The organism is Achromobacter sp. PD1 (assembly GCF_048541815.1).
In the GTDB taxonomy this organism is placed as follows: Bacteria; Pseudomonadota; Gammaproteobacteria; order Burkholderiales; family Burkholderiaceae_B; genus Achromobacter; species Achromobacter bronchisepticus_A.
On the sequence record NZ_CP183349.1, the window covers coordinates 4783596 to 4799671 of the forward strand.

Genomic DNA, 16076 nt, shown 5'->3' on the forward strand with positions numbered 1-16076 from the left:
AACCAGGATTAATTCTCTGAAGCCTGACGCTGCCGCAGATATTCCTCGGTCGCCTGCAGGAAGGCCGAAGCCGCCAGCGACAGCCGCGCGTTGCGCCGCTGGATCAGCCAGAGTTCATGTCCGTGCTTGCGCGCGCCGTCGATGGCGAGGATGCGCAGGCCCAGCTGCCGCGCCAGGTCGCAGGCATAGCCGGGCACGACCGTTATCCCCAGTCCCGCGCCGACCAGCTTCAGCGCCGAGGTCAGCATGCCGGCCTCGATGCGGTAGCGGAACTCCAGGTTCAGGTCGGCCGCCACGCGGTCCAGGCTGCGTCGCACGCTGTACACATTGCGCAGCATGATGTGATCGTGAGCGGCCACGTCGGCCCACGACACCGAACGCTTGCGCGTCAGCGCATGGCGCGGCGCGCACACCGCGTACATGGTGTCGCGATAGATGACTCGCGTGGCCAGCTCTTCCGAAGGGGTTTCGACCGAGACGATGCCGAAGTCGGCGCGGCCGTTGCGCACATGCTCGATGGTGTCGTCGGTGGAGAGCTCGAACAGGTCCAGCTTCACGCTGGGATGCGCGCGGTGATAGTCGGCCACCACCTCGCCCAACAGGCCGACCATCATCAGCGGCGAAGTGGCCACGCCCACCGTGCCGCGCTCCAGCGTGCGCAGGCCGGACATGCTGCGCTCGGCGGCGCGCACGGTGCCCAGGATTTCCTGGGCGTAGGCGTAGAAATCCGCCGCGCCGTCGCAGGGAGTGACGCTGCGTGTGGAGCGCTCGAACAACGGTTGGCCGACCTCGGCCTCGAGTTCGGCGCAGAGCTTGCTGACGGCCGATTGGGTCACGAAGGCCGCGCGCGCGGCCGCCGTGAAACTGCGCAGTTCGTATAGCGCGCAAAACACGCGCAATTGCTTGAGAGTGATGTTCATGGTCGAAGTCGCCGCTAGGCGCCGCCGGCCATGCCGGCCTCAGCGCGCAGGCTCGAGCATATCGCGATCGGCGTCCTGGCGCGGGGCCTGGCGCCTGATCTCGCCCGGGGTGCGCGAGAAGCGCACCGGGATGCCGGCGGCCATCAGCGGCCCTTCGGTCGGATGTTCCACGCGTTGGAAAAATCCCGTCGCCTTCAAATGCGGATCCTCGAACAGGGCTTCCGGCGTGTTCACGCGCGAATGCGGAATGTCCGCGTCCGCCAGCAGCGCCAGCCATTCCCCGGTGCCGCGCAAGGCGACGATGTCCGCCAGGTCCTGATAGAGCTCGTCGAAGTGCCGCGCGCGCGAGGACGCGTCGACATAGCGCGCGTCCGCCGCCAGGTCGGGGCGTTCGGCCAGGGCGAAGAAGCGCCGCCACTGCGCGTCGGTGTATGGCAGCAGCGCCAGGTAGCCGTCGCGCGTGCGGTAGGGACGCCGCTGCGGCGACAGCACGCGGCTGTAGCCCATGGGTCCGCGCGGCGGCACGAAGCTGTGGCCGCTCATGTGCTCGATCAGCGTGAAGGACACCAGGGTCTCGAACATGGGGACTTCGACGGCCTGCCCCTGCCCCGAACGCTCGCGCTCGTACAGCGCCATGGGTATGGCGTAGGCCAGCGTCAGCCCCGCCACCTTGTCGGCGAGGATGGTGTTGACGTAGGCAGGCGCGCCGCTGTTGCGGCCCTGCAGGTCGGCCAGGCCGCTCATGGCCTGGATGATGTCATCGAAGGCCGGGCGCGCCGCATAGGGGCCGTCCTGGCCGAAACCCACGGCCGAGCAATGGATCAGGCGCGGGTTGCGCGCGCGCAGCGTATCCGCGTCCAGGCCCAGGCGCGCCAGGGCCGCCGGGCGCACGTTGGACACGAACACGTCGGCGCCGTCGATCAGGCGCAGCAGGCTGTCGCGGTCGGCCGGCGTCTTGGCGTCCAGCGTCACGCTGTACTTGTTGCGGTTGAGATTCAGGTAGGCCGGCCCCATGCCCGGGCTCGCGGCCGGGGCGGAGGTTCGGAACACGTCGCCTTCGGGCGCTTCGACCTTGATGACCTCGGCGCCCATGTCTGCCAGGATCTGCGTGCCGTACGGCCCCATGGCCACCGACGTCATGTCGATGACGCGCACGCCCGCGAGCGGGCCGGCCATTACTTGGCCTCCTGCTGCTTCTTGCGGTTGACGAAGGGCGCCATGTAGCGGCGCGGCTCGTCGCTGGTGAAGGCCTCGCCGAACGCCGCCACGCTGCGGTCCAGGCCGGCTTCGACGCTGGACTCGCTCCAGTAGCGCAGCAGCGCCTTCTGCGAACGCACGGCGCGCGGGCCGCTTTCGGCGATGGGCGTCACGGTGCGTTCGACCAGGGCGTCCAGCGCGCCGGTTTCGCTGACGAATTCCAGGAAGCCCCACTGGCGGGCCTGGGCCGCGTCCACGGTCTCGCCGGTCAACAGCAGCCAGTTGGTGGGGCCAGGGCCGATGATGGCCGGCAGCAGCACGGCATGGATCACGGACGGAATGCCCACGCGCACTTCGGGCATGCCGAAGACCGCGTCGGTCGATCCCAGGCGGATGTCGCAGGCCGCGGCCAGCTCCATGCCGGCGCCCAGGCAGAAGCCCGGAATGCGGGCAATGGTGGGAACGGGGATCGCGGCCACGGCGTCGCACAGGTCGCGCAGCCGGGTGATGAACTCGCGCGCGCCTTGCGGATCGAGCTCGGCCATTTCATAGATGTTGGCGCCGCCCACGAAGGCGCGCTCGCCCGTACCGCGGATGACGACCGCGCGGGCGTCGTCCTGGGCCGCAATCCAGCGGGCGGCCTCGGTCAGGCTCAGCGTGACCGCCGAGGCCAGGATGTTCAGGCTCTTGGCGTCGTGGATCTGCAGGGTATAGACGCCACGCGCGTCGCGGGTCACGAGGGCATGGGAAAAGGCGGGAATAGGCGCAGTCATGGAAACTCCAGCTAGGGTCATGTCACCGATGCTAAGGGCGAGGTTTCATCACAACAAACGAGTAATTTTCATGAAATAAGTCTGGAATGGAATAAATACCTAACCGCTGGCGGCTTGGGTACGATAGCCGCCTCTTGCGGGAGTCGCACCATGGGTATCACGCTGCGCCAGCTCCGGGCCTTTTGCGCCGTGTACGAGCTGAAGAACTTCACCCGCGCCGCCGAGGCGCTCAACCTGACGCAGTCCACCGTCAGCAAGCTGTGCTCCGAACTGGAGAAGGCGATAGGCATGGCGCTGTTCGAGCGCTCCGCGCGTGGCGTCGAGCTGCTGGAAGGCGCAGCAGAGCTGTATGCCTACGCGCAGGAAACCTTCGGATCGCTGCGCGCGGCCGAACGCAGCCTGAGCAGCCTGGCCGGACTGGAGCGCGGCGAGGTCTCCGTCGCGGCCTCGCCCATCATGATGCACACGCTGATCGCGCCCGTGGTGGCGCAATTCCATGCGCGTCATCCCAACATCGTCTTCGACCTGCACGAACTCACCGGCGACGAGGCCACCGAGCATGTCCTGCACGGCAAGGCCGACCTGGGGCTGGTGGCGCTGGAAAGCCAGGATCCGCGGCTGGACTGCCGCGTCGTCTACCGCGGCCCCATGTATGCCGTGGTGCCGGCCGACCACCCGCTGGCGCTATACGAAGAGGCGCGTTGGCGCCAACTGGCGCGCTACCCGCACATCCTGCTGCGCGGCACCTACACCGTGCGCCGCAAGATGGACCAGATCCTGCAGGACCAGGGACTGACGGTGCGCAGCGTGGCGCAGACCGGCAGCCTGACCACCGCCTTCGCCATGATCCGCGGCGGCATGGGCATCACGGTCATGCCGGGCTACGTGCGCCATGTCTGCCAGGAAATGGGGCTGAAGGCGCTGTGCATCGCCGACCGGCCCCAGGCCCTGCATGAGCTGTCCGTCCTGCGCCGTGCCGACTACCGGCTGTCGCGCGCCGCGGCCGCATTTCTCGCCGCTTTCGAAGCCCATCTTGCAGAACAGGGGCAGCCCGCGGCGGCTGGCGATTCATCTCTTTCTTGAATGCCTTCATGATAATTAATCAATTGTTTGCATGATGGACCGCTTCCATTATTAGCGCGTCGAGGCCCCCCGCCCTATGCGCCATCCGGAAGGTCACCTCGACGCCATAACCAAGCAGGGCAAACCAGCCCGCAGGACGAGGAGACCTCCGACATGAAACTCAAGCCTGGCCTGAAGCAGCTGCTGACGCTGCTGGCCGCCCTTCCCGCCATTGCCGCCGCCGACACCTATCCGGCCAAGCCCGTCACCCTGGTGGTGGCCTATGCCCCGGGCGGCATGACCGACATCCTGACGCGTCGCATCGCGGCCGATCTGCAGACCCGCCTGGGCAAGCCCTTCGTGGTCGAGAACAAGCCGGGCGCAACCGGCCAGATCGCCACCGAGTACGTGTCGCGGCAGAAGCCGGACGGCTACACCATCCTGGTGGGCGCGACCAGCCACGTGATCAACCCCGCCATGAAGAAGCTGCCGTACAACGCCCGCAAGGACTTCGCTCCCGTGGCGCTGTTGGCCGTCAGCCCCAACTTCCTGCTGGTCAACGCCAACCAGGGCATCAAGACTTTCGCCGACTTCAAGGCCTATGCGCAAAAGCAGGCCTCGGTGCCCTATGGCACGGCCGGCGCCGGCGGCGCGCCGCACATCGTGGGCGAACTGCTGCGCGCGCAGAGCGGGCTGCCGCTGATGCACGTGTCCTACCGCGGCGCGGGTCCGGCCATGACCGACCTGGTGTCGGGCCAGGTGCCGTTCGGCATGGCCGAGTCCGTGACCGCCAACGCCTATCTGCAGTCCGGCAAGATCGTGCCGCTGGCCATCGCGTCGGCGCAGCGCCAGCCACGCTACCCGGATGTACCCACCCTCAACGAGCTGGGCTACAAGGGTTTCGACCTCAGCACCTGGGTAGGCGTCTATGCCCCAGCCGGCACGCCCGCCGACATCGTGCAGACCCTGAACAGCGAGATCCGCAAGTCGGTGATGCAGCCGGCCACGCAGGACTACATCCGCTCCACCGGCTCGGAGCCCGGCGACATGGATCTGGCCCAGTACCAGAAGTTCGTCAGCGACGAAATGGATAAATGGCAGGCCGTCATCAGCCAGGCCGGGGTCAAGGATGAGTGAGGTCCGCATCGGCTCGCTGTCGCCGGAAGCCTATTTTGCAGAGGCGCTGCGTGCGGGACGCCTGGAGGTCCAGGTGTGCCGCAGCTGCGGGCTCTCGTTCTTCTTTCCGCGCACGCACTGCACCCACTGCCGCTCGCAGGAATATGCCTGGCGACCCATGCGCGCCGGCGCCACGCTCTATTCCTATTCGGAAATTCCGGCCACGCCGCAGGCGGCCGCGCGCAACGTGATCCTGGCCGACATGGACGAAGGCTTCCGCATGATGTCCACGCTGCTGGACGAAGGCGAGCTGCGCATCGGCATGCGGCTGACGGCGCGGCCCGACCCGCAGCGCGCCCGCGTGGTGTTCGGAAAGGAAGCGCCATGACGGACTGGAACAAGAACCTGCGCGGCGCCATCGCCATCACCGGCTGCGCCACGGCCGGCATCGGCGACGCGGGCGGTCTGAACGACCTGGAGATCAGCTCGCTCGCGGTGCATGCCGCAGTACGCGACGCCGGGCTGCGCATGGAGGACATCGACGGCCTGATGAGCGCCAGTCTGTCCTCGTCGATGTGGCTGAACAAGCTGTCCGAATACCTGGGCCTGTACCCGCGCTTCATGGACAGCACCCAGATCGGCGGCGCTTCCTTCGTTGGCCACCTGCTGACCGCTGCGGCGGCGATCCAGGCCGGCCTGTGCCGCAATATCGTGATCGCATACGGCGCCTCCCCGCGTGGCGGCAACGGTGTCTCGGCGACCTCCGGCGCCCGCGCGCGGCTGGACCCGTTTCCGTACGAAGAGCCGTTCCAGCCCTTCAACCCGCCGACCAGCTACGCGCTGGCGACACGCCGCCACATGCATGAATACGGCACCACCCGCGAACAACTTGCCGAGGTCGCCGTGGCCGCGCGCGCCTGGGCGCGGCTGAACCCGGAAGCCTATAAGCGCGAGCCCTTGTCCATCGACGACGTGCTGGGTGCGCGCGTGATCTCCTCGCCGCTGACCGCGCGCGACTGCTGTCTGGTGACCGACGGCGCGGGCGCCATCGTGGTGACGGCCGCGGAACGCGCCGATGCCGCCCGACCGGTGTACGTCCAAGGCACAGCCATGGCGCACTCGCATCGCCAGATCGCCTGCATGGCCGACCTGACGCGCACCGTGGCCGGACAAAGCGCCGACCTGGCGCGCGAACGGGCCGGCGTGGCGCTGGCCGACATCGACCTGGTGCAGCTCTATGACGCCTTCACCATCAATCCCATCCTGTTCCTGGAAGACATGGGGTTCTGCGCCAAAGGGGAAGGCGGCGCCTTCGTGTCGGGCGGACGCATCGCTCCCGGCGGCGAACTGCCGGTGAACACCAACGGCGGCGGGCTGTCCTGCGTCCATCCCGGCATGTACAGCATGTTCGGCCTGGTGGAAGCGGTGCGCCAGCTGCGCGGCGACTGCGGCGAGCGGCAAGTGAAACAGGCGCGCACGGCGCTGGTGCATGGCAATGGCGGGGTGTTGAGCGCCCAGGCCACCACCGTGCTGACCAATTGGATGGATTGAAGGAGATTCGACATGCTGGAAGGAAAAGTAGTGATCGTCACCGGCGCGGCCAACGGCATCGGCCGCGCCGCGGCCGTGGTCCTGGCCGCGCAAGGCGCGCGCGTGGTGGTCAATGATCTGAACGTGTCGCTGGACGGCACTAGCGCCTCGCAAAGCACGGCGGCGCAGGTGGTCGAGGATATCCGCGCCGCCGGCGGCGAGGCCATCGCCAATGGCGACTCGGTGGCCGAATACGCCAGCGCGCAACGCATCATCGAGGCCGCCGCCGACACCTACGGCCGGGTGGACGCGGTCGTGAACAACGCCGGCATCGTGCGCGACAAGATGTTCCACAAGCTCACGCCCGAGGACTTCGACGCCGTGGTCAAGGTGCACCTTTACGGCTGCTTCAACCTCAGCCACGCGGCCGCGCGGCACTTCCGCGAACAGGGCGGCGGCAGCCTGATCAACATGACTTCCAACTCGGCGGTCATCGGCAACCGCGGCCAGGCCAACTATTGCGCCGCCAAGCTCGGCATCGTCGGCCTGTCCAAGGCCATGGCGCTGGACATGGCTGCCTTCAACGTGCGCTCGAACTGCATCGCCCCGCTGGCCTGGAGCCGCATGACCGAAACCATCCCGGCCAAGACCGAGGAGCAGGCGCGCCACGTCGAGAAGATCCGCCGCATGGGACCCGAGACCATCGCGCCCCTGATCTGCTACCTGGCTTCGGACGCTTCCGCCGACGTGTCCGGCCAGGTGTTCGCCATCCGCCTGAACGAGATCTTCCTGATGAGCCAGTCGCGTCCGGTGCGCTCGGTGCACCGCTCGGACGGTTGGACCACGGAGAGCATCGCCGAACACGGCATGGCTACGCTGCGCGCCTCCTTCATGCCGCTGGACACCTCCGCCCAGGTGTTCGCCTGGGATCCGGTCTGAGGTTCCCATGGCGTTGGACTACCGCAGCCTGAAGACCCACGTCTTCGCGCCCGAACGCCAGGCCTACGGCGCAGATGACTGCATCCTCTATGCCCTGGGCGTGGGCGCGGGCCTGGCCGCAGACGACCCTGTCGGCGACGAAACCCGGTTCATCTACGAACAGGGCCTGCGCGCCCTGCCCGCCATGGCCTGCGTGCTGGCCTACCCCGGGTTCTGGATGCGCGACCCGCGCCACGGCCTGGACTGGAGCCAGGTCGTGCACGGCGAGCAGCGCATGCGCTTCCCGCGGCGCCTGCCGGCGCGCGGCGAGGTCTTGTGCCAGATGGAGGTCACGCGCATCGCCGACAAAAGTCCGGGCGCCTTCGTCGTGACGCGACGCACGCTGCGCGACGCGGCCACCGGACAGGAATTCGCCGTCATCGAGCAACTGAACATCTGCCGCGGCGACGGCGGCTACTCGGGCGGCGACGCCGCGCTCAGCGACGCGCTGGCCGTCCCCATCCCCGCGCCCCCCGCCACGGCGCCGGACAGCGTCATCGTCCTGCCCACCAGCCGCAACCAGGGCGCGCTGTATCGCCTGAACGCCGACCGCAATCCGCTGCATGTGGATCCGGCCAGCGCGCGGCGGGCGGGCTACGAACGCCCCATCCTGCACGGCGCGGCGCTGCTGGGCATGGTCAACCGCGCGCTCGAAGCCTGCCTGCGGCAGCTGCCCGACCTGCGGCTGGGTGAACTGGACCTGCGCTTCATGGCGCCGGTCTATCCCGGCCTGGACGTGGCGGTATCGCTCTGGCCCCAGTCCGATGGCATCGCACTGGCCTGCCGCCAGGCCGGCGCCCTGTGCGCCCAAGGCCGCGCGGCGTGGGCCAAGGAGGAACAATGATGAAAGACAAGACTTGCGCAAACGTGGAAGAAGCCCTGCGCGGCATCGAGTCCGGCGCCGTGATCTTCGTCGGCGGCTTTGGCGGCTCGGGCATACCCGCGCGCCTGCTGGCCGGCCTGCTGGCCAAGCAGGACGTGGACGACCTGACCCTGATCAACAACAACGCCGGCGCGGGCGAGGCCAGCTTCCTGGCCCTGGTGGCCTCGGGGCGCGTCAGCCGCATCGTCTGCTCCTATCCGCGCATGCCGGGCAATGACGTGATCCGTGAGCGGGCGCAGGCGGGCAGCCTGGCCGTGGAGGTCATGCCCCAAGGCACCCTGGTCGAACGCATCCGGGCGGGCGGCGCGGGCATGGGGCCGTTCTACTCGCCCACGGGCTATGGCACGCCGCTGGCCGACGGCCGCGAAACGCGAGTGTTCGGCGGCCGCGGCTACGTGCTGGAAGAGCCGCTGCGCGCGGACTACGCCTTCATCCGCGCCCATCGGGCAGATCAGTTGGGCAATCTGGTCTATCGCCGCGCCCAACGCAACTTCGGGCCGGTCATGTGCATGGCGGCCCGCAACACCATCGTCGAAGTCGAAGAGATCCTGCCCTGCGGCGCGCTCGATCCCGACGCCATCGTCACGCCCAGCCTGTTCGTGCACCGCCTGTTGGGGAGTCCGCAATGAAACGACTGTCACGCGAGCAACTCGCCGCCCTGGTGGCCGCCGACCTGCCGGCGGGCGCCGTGGTCAACCTGGGCATCGGCATGCCCACCATGGTCACCGACCGCCTCGACCCCGCGCGCGGCGTGCAGCTGCACAGCGAGAACGGCATTCTCGGCATGCGCCTGCTGCAAGACCACGAAATCGCCGACGGCGATCTCATCAACGCCAGCAAGCAGTCGATCGCGCTCACCGAAGGCGCTGCCATCTTCGATCACGTCTATTCCTTTTCCATCATGCGCGGCGGCCACATCGACATCACGGTGCTGGGCGCCTTCGAGGTCTCCTGCCAGGGCGACCTGGCCAACTGGTCGCTGGGCGCGGACGACCCCATGCCGTCCGTGGGCGGGGCCATGGACCTGGCCGTGGGCGCGCGCAACGTCTGGGTCATGATGGAAGCGCTGACCCGCGAGGGCGCGCCGCGCCTGCGCGGCCGCTGCACCCTGCCCCTGACCGGCGCCGGCGTGGTCGGGCGCGTCTATGCCGACATCGGCATCTTCGACGTGCGCGACGGGGCCTTCGTGCCGCTGGCCCTGGTGGACGGCCTGCCGCCCGCCGAACTGCACCGCTGGATCGACGCGCCCGTGCGCATCGCGCACGCGCCGCGCGTCCTGCATCCCAACTCCTGATTGCTCTCAACCATGATACGCACCGAACATTTTCTCGAAGACGCCGAGGCCTGGCTGCGCACCGCGCTGGCCCAGCTGCGCGAGCAGTATCCGGTCACCGCCTCGCACACCCAGGAATGCCGCCAGGCCTGGAACCGCATGCTGTGCGAGGCCGACCTCATTGCGCTTACCTGGCCACGCGAGTACGGCGGGCGCGAACTCAGCACCGCCACGCTGATCGCCTTCCATGAACTGTGCGCGCGCCTGCATGCGCCGCAGCCCATCAACAGCATCGCGCACGCCATCCTCGCGCCCACTTTGCTACGCTTCGGTACGCCCGCGCAAAAAGCGCAATTCCTGCCCGGCATCCGCGACGGCAGCGAGATCTGGTGCCAGGGCTACTCCGAGCCCCAGACCGGTTCCGATCTCTCTTCGGTGCGCACACGCGCCAAGCCGGATGCCGCCGGCTGGCGCGTCAGCGGCCGCAAGATCTGGACCACCCAGGCGCATCTGGCCAAGTGGTGCTTCGCGCTGGTGCGTACCGATCCCGACAGCCAGGCCCACCGCGGCCTGAGCTTCATGCTCATCGACATGCAGGCCGAAGGCGTGCGGGTCGAGCCCATACGTCAGATGACGGGCGAGGCCGACTACAACGAAGTGCTGTTCGACGCGACGCCGGTGCCGGAAGGACGCATCCTGGGAGAGTGCGGCGAAGGCTGGCGCATCGCCATGGCCGCCGCCGAGTACGAGCGCGGCATCTACTTCATGCCGCGCGTCGTCCAGCTGGAAGACGAACTGCGGCAACTGACCGAGGCGCTGGCGCACACCGCGCTGGTCGCGGACGAACGCGCCGTACAGGCACGGCGCGTGCGCGACCTGGCGGACCTGTGCCAGGTCATACGCTGGCGCGTGGACCGCGTGCTGCGCCAGGTCGCCGCGGGCGATACGCCCGGCATCGACGGCGCCATGCTCAAGCTGCTGTGGAGCGAAACCCGTCAGCGCATCTGGGAACAGCGCCTGGAACTGCTGGACGAAGCCGCCATCCTCGGCCCGCAGGCGGCGGCGCCCCATACCGCCACGGCCTGCGTGCTGCGCGAATTCCTGTGGTCGCGCGCCGAGACCATCGTGGCCGGCACCTCGGAAATCCAACGCAATATCGTGGGCGAACGCCTGCTCGGCCTGCCCAAGGACAGGGGACAACATGCATAGCGAAATCAGGACACTGCTGTCCTCCACTTTCGGCCGCCTGCTGGAACAGCAGCATCCCGCCGCCTACGCCCGCCGCGCCCTGCCCGCGGACGACGCCGCCCAGCGCGCCCTGTGGAAGGAACTGGCCGAAGGCGGCTGGCTGGAAGCCGGATCGGAAGCCTTCCAGGCCGAATACGGCCCAGGCACACAGCTGATGGGCGAATGGGCCGGACGCGCGCTGCTCACGCTTCCGTATGGCGCGTCGGCGTTCCTGGCCAGCGCGCTGCTGGAGCAAACGCCTGCCCTGTCGGAAGTCGTGCTGGACCTGGCGGCGCATCCTGCCAGTGTCCGCTGCGACCGAGCCGGCGACGAACAGGGCTGGATCGACGCCTATGGACTTACGGCCCAATACCTGCGTCTGAGCCGTCAGGACGATGGCTGGCTGCTTGCGCGCTACGACCCGGCGATGCTCGAATCCGTGCAGGGCCTGGATCCCACCGTGGCGCTGGCCCGCCTGCGCGGACCTGCGGTCGCGCAAGCCGAACTGCCTTCGGCGCAGGCCTTGTCCGCGCTGCAGAACCATGTGGCCTTCCTGCTGGCGCAGCTGGTCGGCACCGCCAGCGCCTCGCTGGACCTGGCCATCGCCTACGCCAAGGAACGCGAACAATTCGGCCGGCCCATCGGGCAATTCCAGGCGATCAAGCACGCCCTGGTTGACGCCTGGACCGGGCTGGACAACAGCCGCTACGCCGTGGAGGCCTTGCTGGCCGAGCGTGGCTCGGCCGATGCCGGGCTTGCCGCATTGGCCGCCCGTCTGGCAGCGAGCGCGGCGCGGCGCGCGGTGAAGCTCTCCATCCAGGTGCATGGCGGCATAGGCTTCTCCTGGGAGCACGACGCCCAGCTTTACCTGAAGCGCGCCTACCGCCTGGCGGTCGAGGTCGAACGGCTGGCCGCGCTGATGCGGGACTAGCGCCCCCGTCATGCGCCGAGCGGACGGGACGCCGAGGATGGGCGGTTGGATATGGGGCCGTTAACTATGAGACCGTTAACATAGCGGCTTGCCGCCGCCGCTTCCCCTGCGGGTCCCGGCCCGGCGCCCCGCCCCGATCCTCCAGCCCGATGCACCACGTTCCGCGCCCGCGCCGCACGCCCGGCCCCCTGACTTCCTTTTACTGGAGCGGCGATGCCATGCGCAGCCGCAGCGTCAGCGGCACGGTGCTGGCCGCCACGCTGGACGTGCCCGCGCCGCCCGCGCGGCTGCAGTCGGACTGGGAGCGCGAGATGGCCACGCGCCTGCGCCTGGAACCCGGGGACGTCGAGCAGATGCCGCTGGCCCGCACGCAGGCGCGCTGGCCCGAGTACGGGCTATGCCTGCAAGCCATGCGCGACTGGACGCAAGAGCTAGGACTGCCCGGCGTGCTGGCCAACGCCGACATCGCCCTGATGGCTTGCCGCGGCGCCCGCTATCACCATGACGGCGGGCAATATGGCGGCGCCGCCTTCTGCAATCTGTTCCTGAGCGAAGACCGGGGCCTGGACGTGCATTTTCCGGCCGCCGGCCTGCGCGTTCCGCTCGTGCGCGGCACCGCCATGATCTTCGATACCTGCCAGCCGCATGCCGTCATCCCGCGCGGCACCACCGGCTTTCGCGAGGCCGACTTCGCGGCCGGCCTGGAACTGGCGCAATTGTTCCTGACCTGGGAACTGCCGGTCGAGGACTCTCGCGTCGCAAGCGCGCTCGGCCTCGCCTTCGATGTCGATCCGGCTACCGCCGCGCGGCTGGATGAGGAACAAGTGCGGATGGATGGCGCTCGGGCGGCGATCGATCCGGAATGCGGGCGCTGGCTTGCTGAGGGCTGAAGCGGCAACGCGGCCCGCCGGGGATCAAGACCCCGGCAGCGCCGCGCCCATGGCGGCAAACAAACCGCCGCACACCTTGTTGAAACGCCGGCCGGCGCGCTCCAGCCAGGGGCGCACGCGATGCGCCAGGCGCGCCAGCACGTACTCGACCAGGAACTCCACCACCACGAAGGTGCCGGCCATGATCGCGAACTGCGTGTACAGGCTGCGGGCAGGATCGATGAACTGCGGCAGGAAGGCGCCGTAGAACAGCAGGGCCTTGGGATTGGAGATCGCCGACAGCAGGCCCTGGCTGAACATGCGCATGCCGCGTATGCGGGGCATGTCCGGGGCAGGCTGCAACTGCACGCCCGGCGCGCGCCAGAGTTGGATGCCGAGCCAGATCAGGTAGGCCCCGCCCGCCCACTTCAAGACGGTCAGTGCGGGACCCCAGGCCTTGAGCAAGGCGCTGATGCCCAGCATCGACAAGGCGATGAGCGCCACAAAGCCCACTGCGCCGCCCGCGATGGTGCACAACGCCTTGCGGTGCCCATGCAACGCGCCATGCGTGAGCGCAAGCAGCGTGTTCGGTCCGGGAGTTATCGAGAGCCCAATGACCGCGACCAGGTAGATGAGCCAGCTATGCAGCGCCATGGCGGAGTGCGTGAAAAATAAGAAGCAGCCAGTCTAGACCGCCGTGACAGAGCTGTGCAAATGCGGCCGGAATGAAAGGCGGAGCCGCATGCGCGCGGCGCCCGCCTTGCGTGCCGCCCGATGCGGCGGCCTACGGCTCAGCGACGGAAGCCTCCGCCGTGGAATCCGCCGAAGCCGCCGCCCCAGCCGCCCCGGCCACCCCCGCCACGGCCCTGCCAGCCGCCGCCTTCCGCGCCGCCCATGCCGCGGTCGCGCCAACCGCCGCCCTGCATTCCGCGATCCTGCCAGCCGCCGCCCTCCGCGCCGCCCATGCGGTCGTCGGAATAGTCGCGCGCCTGGCGCTGGCCGTTCAGGTAATTGCCGCCGGATTGCGCACTGGGCTGCACCGGTTGCCAGCCCGAACTCGTGTGCTGTTGCCAGCCGTTGTCGTTGTGCTCGTAGACATTGCCGTTGTGGTCCGCGTACACATTGCCGTTGTTCCACGCCATGCCGCTATTCGTGTTGCGGTCGTACGTGGCGCCGCGCCGATCCACGCTGCTGACGCCGTCGCCCGCCGTGCCGGTCGCCGTGGCGGAAGAGATGGTGCTGCGGCCGGTGTTCGTGTTGGTGCGCACGTCCTGGCGGCCGGCAGCCCATTGGCCGTCGTCGTTGGCGACCACGCCCGCGCGCCCGGCGCCCGATGCCCCCGTTGTCGGGTTGGTGTAGGCATCGCGCCGCCCAGCAGCCGCATTGCCGGTGTACTCGTTGTAGGCCGCGCCGCGCGTGCCTTCGAACGCTGCGCCGGTCTGCGGGTTGTAGCCCTCGGCGTGGGTGCCTTGCCATTCGGTGCCGGTCCAGCCGTTCCAGCCGGCCGCGTGCGTGACCACGCCGGAGCCGCCCCAAGCGCCATAGACGTCGACCTGGTTGACGTTGACGCCGCCCCAATAAGGCGCCCCCCAATAAGGCCCCCAATAAGGCGCGGCGCCCCCCCAGGTCTCGCCAGCGACGAAGCCAAAGGCAAAACCGGTCGCGGTGGCGAAAGCCGCGTCGTAGCCATAGCTGGGCGGATAGCCGACCCAGGTGTCCTGCACGATGACCGGCGGATACGCGTAACCCGTGCCGTACACCACGGTGCCGTCAGGACTGGCCACCACGCCCATGTAGCCTGGCGTGTAGCCGAACACCACGCTCTGCGGGGTGGAGCCGTACACCTGCACGTAGGTGACGTAGTGCAGCGGCGAGCTGACGGGTATGGCGTAGATGATCGCCGGCACATGGTCGGCCACGCGCCACGGGCCAAGGGGCGAATCCGCCACGAACCAGACCGCACGCGACAAGGCGTAGTAGCGGCCTTCGGCCTGTATCACCGGCACCTGCGAGTTGGCGGCGTAATACAGCGCCGTCCCCTCGATGGGTCGCAGCGTCGGGGAGCCGCCGGCATACTCCACCTGCAGTTTCGCCGCGCTGCGCGACACCGTGGCGGTCTGCGGAATGGTCGAGGCGATCAGCGCCTCCTTGGCCTGCGGCGTGCCCGGCACCGATGCCAGCACGCCCGACTGTGGATCCTTGGACGGAATCCGGGCGAAATCGCGCGGCAGTTGCTTGCCCGGCACGTAGGACCATGGACCGTCGAGGCTGGCGCCGCGGAACCAGCGGCCGGACACCAGCACGTAGTAGCGGTTGTCGCCCGGATTCATGAACAGGGCGTGATCGGCATTGGCCACCGACAGCAGCGAAGTCCCTGGCACCGGCCGCATTTCAGGCTGGCCGACGGTCACCAGCAACTCGGCCGGCGCGGTGGACACCGCGATGGCGGGCGCCCGGTGCGGGGCCTTGCCGCCATGCGGCAGCATCGGGTCCGGTTCGGTCTTGCGGCGCGCCGCGTCGGCGGCGGCCAGCAGGGCGGCGGGCGGCTGCGGCAGATCCGTCCACGGCCCGGTGGCGTTGCCCGCTTCGTACCAATGGCCGGCGGCCTGCAGGAAATAACGGCCCGCGTTGTTCGCCAGCATGAGCGCGCGCGTGTTGACCACCCGGCGCCAGCCTGCCGCGTCGGGCACTTCCGCCAAAACGGGTTCGCCGTCGATCAGCACCAGCACGGTCGGCACCGTGCGGTAGATGATGCGCGGCGGCGCGTTGTCCACCGGGACGGTTTTCGTGGCCGGGTTGTTCTGGGACAGCGTATAGCTCAGTTGCAGTGCATCAAGCCGCGTGACCACGCCCTTGGCGGGCAGGCGCGCTTCAAGCTGGCTGCGCAGCTTGGCGGCGGCTTCCGGCGAGGTGGGCACCTGCACGCGTTCGATCCGGATGTCCGACAGATGCACCAGGCCCGCCGGCTTGTTGACCTCGGCACGGGCGGAAAAGTCTGCCACGCCGTAGGTGGGATTTCCCTTGGCGGCGCCGACCGCCACCGCCATGCGGCCCGTAATACGGTCGGCAGTCCAGGTATCGATCTGCGGCTGATAGAGCTCCACCCGCGTGCCGTCGGCGGCCTCGAAACTGCGCGGCCATTGCAGCGAACGCGCGGCCTCTTCCTGGGCATCGGATTGGGCGGGCGCGGTTTGCGCCGGCGTCTGTCCCTGGGCTTGCGCCGCGCCGGTCGGCGTCAGGCCCGCGCCGGCAGCCATGCCGGCCACGGCTAGAGCGAGAGCGAGGCGAGACAGGCGCCCGGGCGGGCTCGCGGGCGC

The 16076-nt window shown here is 68.9% G+C and carries 16 protein-coding genes; 11 read left to right on the forward strand and 5 right to left on the reverse strand.

Going from position 1 to position 16076, the window contains the following annotated elements:
* Window positions 1–8 precede the first annotated feature (8 nt).
* From ACM1PE_RS22605 to ACM1PE_RS22615, 3 genes are read right to left on the reverse strand one after another with little or no spacing between them, the layout of a single operon-like run.
* The gene (locus tag ACM1PE_RS22605) at window positions 9–920 is read right to left on the reverse strand and encodes a LysR family transcriptional regulator (RefSeq protein ID WP_059378714.1); all 912 of its coding nucleotides are present in this window, start codon (window positions 918–920) and stop codon (window positions 9–11) included.
* 39 nt (window positions 921–959) lie between these two features.
* On the reverse strand, window positions 960–2096 hold the full coding sequence (locus ACM1PE_RS22610) for a CaiB/BaiF CoA transferase family protein (RefSeq protein ID WP_419341000.1): 1137 nt from the start codon (window positions 2094–2096) through the stop codon (window positions 960–962).
* Complete coding sequence (locus ACM1PE_RS22615) at window positions 2096–2890, reverse strand: enoyl-CoA hydratase (protein ID WP_059378711.1); 795 nt, start codon at window positions 2888–2890, stop codon at window positions 2096–2098. The genes ACM1PE_RS22610 and ACM1PE_RS22615 overlap by 1 nt, the downstream gene beginning before the upstream one ends.
* A gap of 150 nt (window positions 2891–3040) precedes the next feature.
* On the opposite strand from ACM1PE_RS22615, the gene ACM1PE_RS22620 reads away from it, so the two are divergent.
* The 11 genes from ACM1PE_RS22620 (at window position 3041) to ACM1PE_RS22670 (ending at window position 12780) form a co-directional block, all read left to right on the forward strand.
* Window positions 3041–3973, forward strand: a complete 933-nt coding sequence (locus ACM1PE_RS22620) for a LysR family transcriptional regulator (RefSeq protein ID WP_419341001.1) — start codon at window positions 3041–3043, stop codon at window positions 3971–3973.
* A 153-nt stretch (window positions 3974–4126) separates the two neighbouring features.
* Window positions 4127–5089 carry a tripartite tricarboxylate transporter substrate binding protein gene (locus ACM1PE_RS22625; RefSeq protein ID WP_118932931.1) on the forward strand — a complete coding sequence of 321 codons (963 nt, stop codon included), beginning with the start codon at window positions 4127–4129 and terminating at the stop codon, window positions 5087–5089.
* The gene (locus tag ACM1PE_RS22630) at window positions 5082–5456 is read left to right on the forward strand and encodes a Zn-ribbon domain-containing OB-fold protein (protein ID WP_118932930.1); all 375 of its coding nucleotides are present in this window, start codon (window positions 5082–5084) and stop codon (window positions 5454–5456) included. The genes ACM1PE_RS22625 and ACM1PE_RS22630 overlap by 8 nt, the downstream gene beginning before the upstream one ends.
* Window positions 5453–6619 carry an acetyl-CoA acetyltransferase gene (locus ACM1PE_RS22635; protein WP_419341003.1) on the forward strand — a complete coding sequence of 389 codons (1167 nt, stop codon included), beginning with the start codon at window positions 5453–5455 and terminating at the stop codon, window positions 6617–6619. Before ACM1PE_RS22630 ends, ACM1PE_RS22635 begins: the two co-directional genes overlap by 4 nt.
* A 12-nt stretch (window positions 6620–6631) precedes the next feature.
* Complete coding sequence (locus ACM1PE_RS22640) at window positions 6632–7537, forward strand: SDR family NAD(P)-dependent oxidoreductase (RefSeq protein ID WP_419341004.1); 906 nt, start codon at window positions 6632–6634, stop codon at window positions 7535–7537.
* 7 nt (window positions 7538–7544) lie between these two features.
* The gene (locus ACM1PE_RS22645) at window positions 7545–8420 is read left to right on the forward strand and encodes a MaoC/PaaZ C-terminal domain-containing protein (protein WP_419341005.1); all 876 of its coding nucleotides are present in this window, start codon (window positions 7545–7547) and stop codon (window positions 8418–8420) included.
* Complete coding sequence (locus ACM1PE_RS22650; RefSeq protein WP_118932926.1) at window positions 8420–9088, forward strand: 3-oxoacid CoA-transferase subunit A; 669 nt, start codon at window positions 8420–8422, stop codon at window positions 9086–9088. The genes ACM1PE_RS22645 and ACM1PE_RS22650 overlap by 1 nt, the downstream gene beginning before the upstream one ends.
* Window positions 9085–9753, forward strand: a complete 669-nt coding sequence (locus ACM1PE_RS22655; RefSeq protein WP_118932925.1) for a CoA-transferase — start codon at window positions 9085–9087, stop codon at window positions 9751–9753. The genes ACM1PE_RS22650 and ACM1PE_RS22655 overlap by 4 nt, the downstream gene beginning before the upstream one ends.
* A gap of 12 nt (window positions 9754–9765) precedes the next feature.
* Entirely contained in the window at window positions 9766–10941 is a 1176-nt protein-coding gene (locus ACM1PE_RS22660) for an acyl-CoA dehydrogenase family protein (protein ID WP_419341006.1), read from the forward strand.
* Window positions 10934–11890, forward strand: coding sequence for an acyl-CoA dehydrogenase family protein (locus ACM1PE_RS22665; RefSeq protein ID WP_059378694.1), 957 nt, complete (start codon window positions 10934–10936; stop codon window positions 11888–11890). The genes ACM1PE_RS22660 and ACM1PE_RS22665 overlap by 8 nt, the downstream gene beginning before the upstream one ends.
* A gap of 149 nt (window positions 11891–12039) precedes the next feature.
* Window positions 12040–12780, forward strand: coding sequence for a hypothetical protein (locus ACM1PE_RS22670; protein WP_419341008.1), 741 nt, complete (start codon window positions 12040–12042; stop codon window positions 12778–12780).
* A 24-nt stretch (window positions 12781–12804) separates the two neighbouring features.
* On the opposite strand, the gene ACM1PE_RS22675 is transcribed toward ACM1PE_RS22670, so the two are convergent.
* The gene (locus tag ACM1PE_RS22675) at window positions 12805–13413 is read right to left on the reverse strand and encodes a LysE family translocator (RefSeq protein ID WP_054451758.1); all 609 of its coding nucleotides are present in this window, start codon (window positions 13411–13413) and stop codon (window positions 12805–12807) included.
* A gap of 137 nt (window positions 13414–13550) precedes the next feature.
* Window positions 13551–16016, reverse strand: a complete 2466-nt coding sequence (locus tag ACM1PE_RS22680) for a carbohydrate-binding family V/XII (protein ID WP_251879384.1) — start codon at window positions 16014–16016, stop codon at window positions 13551–13553.
* Window positions 16017–16076: the final 60 nt, after the last annotated feature.

Excerpts from the sequence above, each read along its gene's own strand:
- ACM1PE_RS22605 (WP_059378714.1), bottom strand. The coding sequence starts at position 920 with ATGAACATCACTCTCAAGCAATTGCGCGTGTTTTGCGCGCTATACGAA.
- ACM1PE_RS22610 (WP_419341000.1), bottom strand. The coding sequence starts at position 2,096 with ATGGCCGGCCCGCTCGCGGGCGTGCGCGTCATCGACATGACGTCGGTG.
- ACM1PE_RS22615 (WP_059378711.1), bottom strand. The coding sequence starts at position 2,890 with ATGACTGCGCCTATTCCCGCCTTTTCCCATGCCCTCGTGACCCGCGAC.
- ACM1PE_RS22620 (WP_419341001.1), top strand. The coding sequence starts at position 3,041 with ATGGGTATCACGCTGCGCCAGCTCCGGGCCTTTTGCGCCGTGTACGAG.
- ACM1PE_RS22625 (WP_118932931.1), top strand. The coding sequence starts at position 4,127 with ATGAAACTCAAGCCTGGCCTGAAGCAGCTGCTGACGCTGCTGGCCGCC.
- ACM1PE_RS22630 (WP_118932930.1), top strand. The coding sequence starts at position 5,082 with ATGAGTGAGGTCCGCATCGGCTCGCTGTCGCCGGAAGCCTATTTTGCA.
- ACM1PE_RS22635 (WP_419341003.1), top strand. The coding sequence starts at position 5,453 with ATGACGGACTGGAACAAGAACCTGCGCGGCGCCATCGCCATCACCGGC.
- ACM1PE_RS22640 (WP_419341004.1), top strand. The coding sequence starts at position 6,632 with ATGCTGGAAGGAAAAGTAGTGATCGTCACCGGCGCGGCCAACGGCATC.
- ACM1PE_RS22645 (WP_419341005.1), top strand. The coding sequence starts at position 7,545 with ATGGCGTTGGACTACCGCAGCCTGAAGACCCACGTCTTCGCGCCCGAA.
- ACM1PE_RS22650 (WP_118932926.1), top strand. The coding sequence starts at position 8,420 with ATGAAAGACAAGACTTGCGCAAACGTGGAAGAAGCCCTGCGCGGCATC.
- ACM1PE_RS22655 (WP_118932925.1), top strand. The coding sequence starts at position 9,085 with ATGAAACGACTGTCACGCGAGCAACTCGCCGCCCTGGTGGCCGCCGAC.
- ACM1PE_RS22660 (WP_419341006.1), top strand. The coding sequence starts at position 9,766 with ATGATACGCACCGAACATTTTCTCGAAGACGCCGAGGCCTGGCTGCGC.
- ACM1PE_RS22665 (WP_059378694.1), top strand. The coding sequence starts at position 10,934 with ATGCATAGCGAAATCAGGACACTGCTGTCCTCCACTTTCGGCCGCCTG.
- ACM1PE_RS22670 (WP_419341008.1), top strand. The coding sequence starts at position 12,040 with ATGCACCACGTTCCGCGCCCGCGCCGCACGCCCGGCCCCCTGACTTCC.
- ACM1PE_RS22675 (WP_054451758.1), bottom strand. The coding sequence starts at position 13,413 with ATGGCGCTGCATAGCTGGCTCATCTACCTGGTCGCGGTCATTGGGCTC.
- ACM1PE_RS22680 (WP_251879384.1), bottom strand. The coding sequence starts at position 16,016 with ATGGCTGCCGGCGCGGGCCTGACGCCGACCGGCGCGGCGCAAGCCCAG.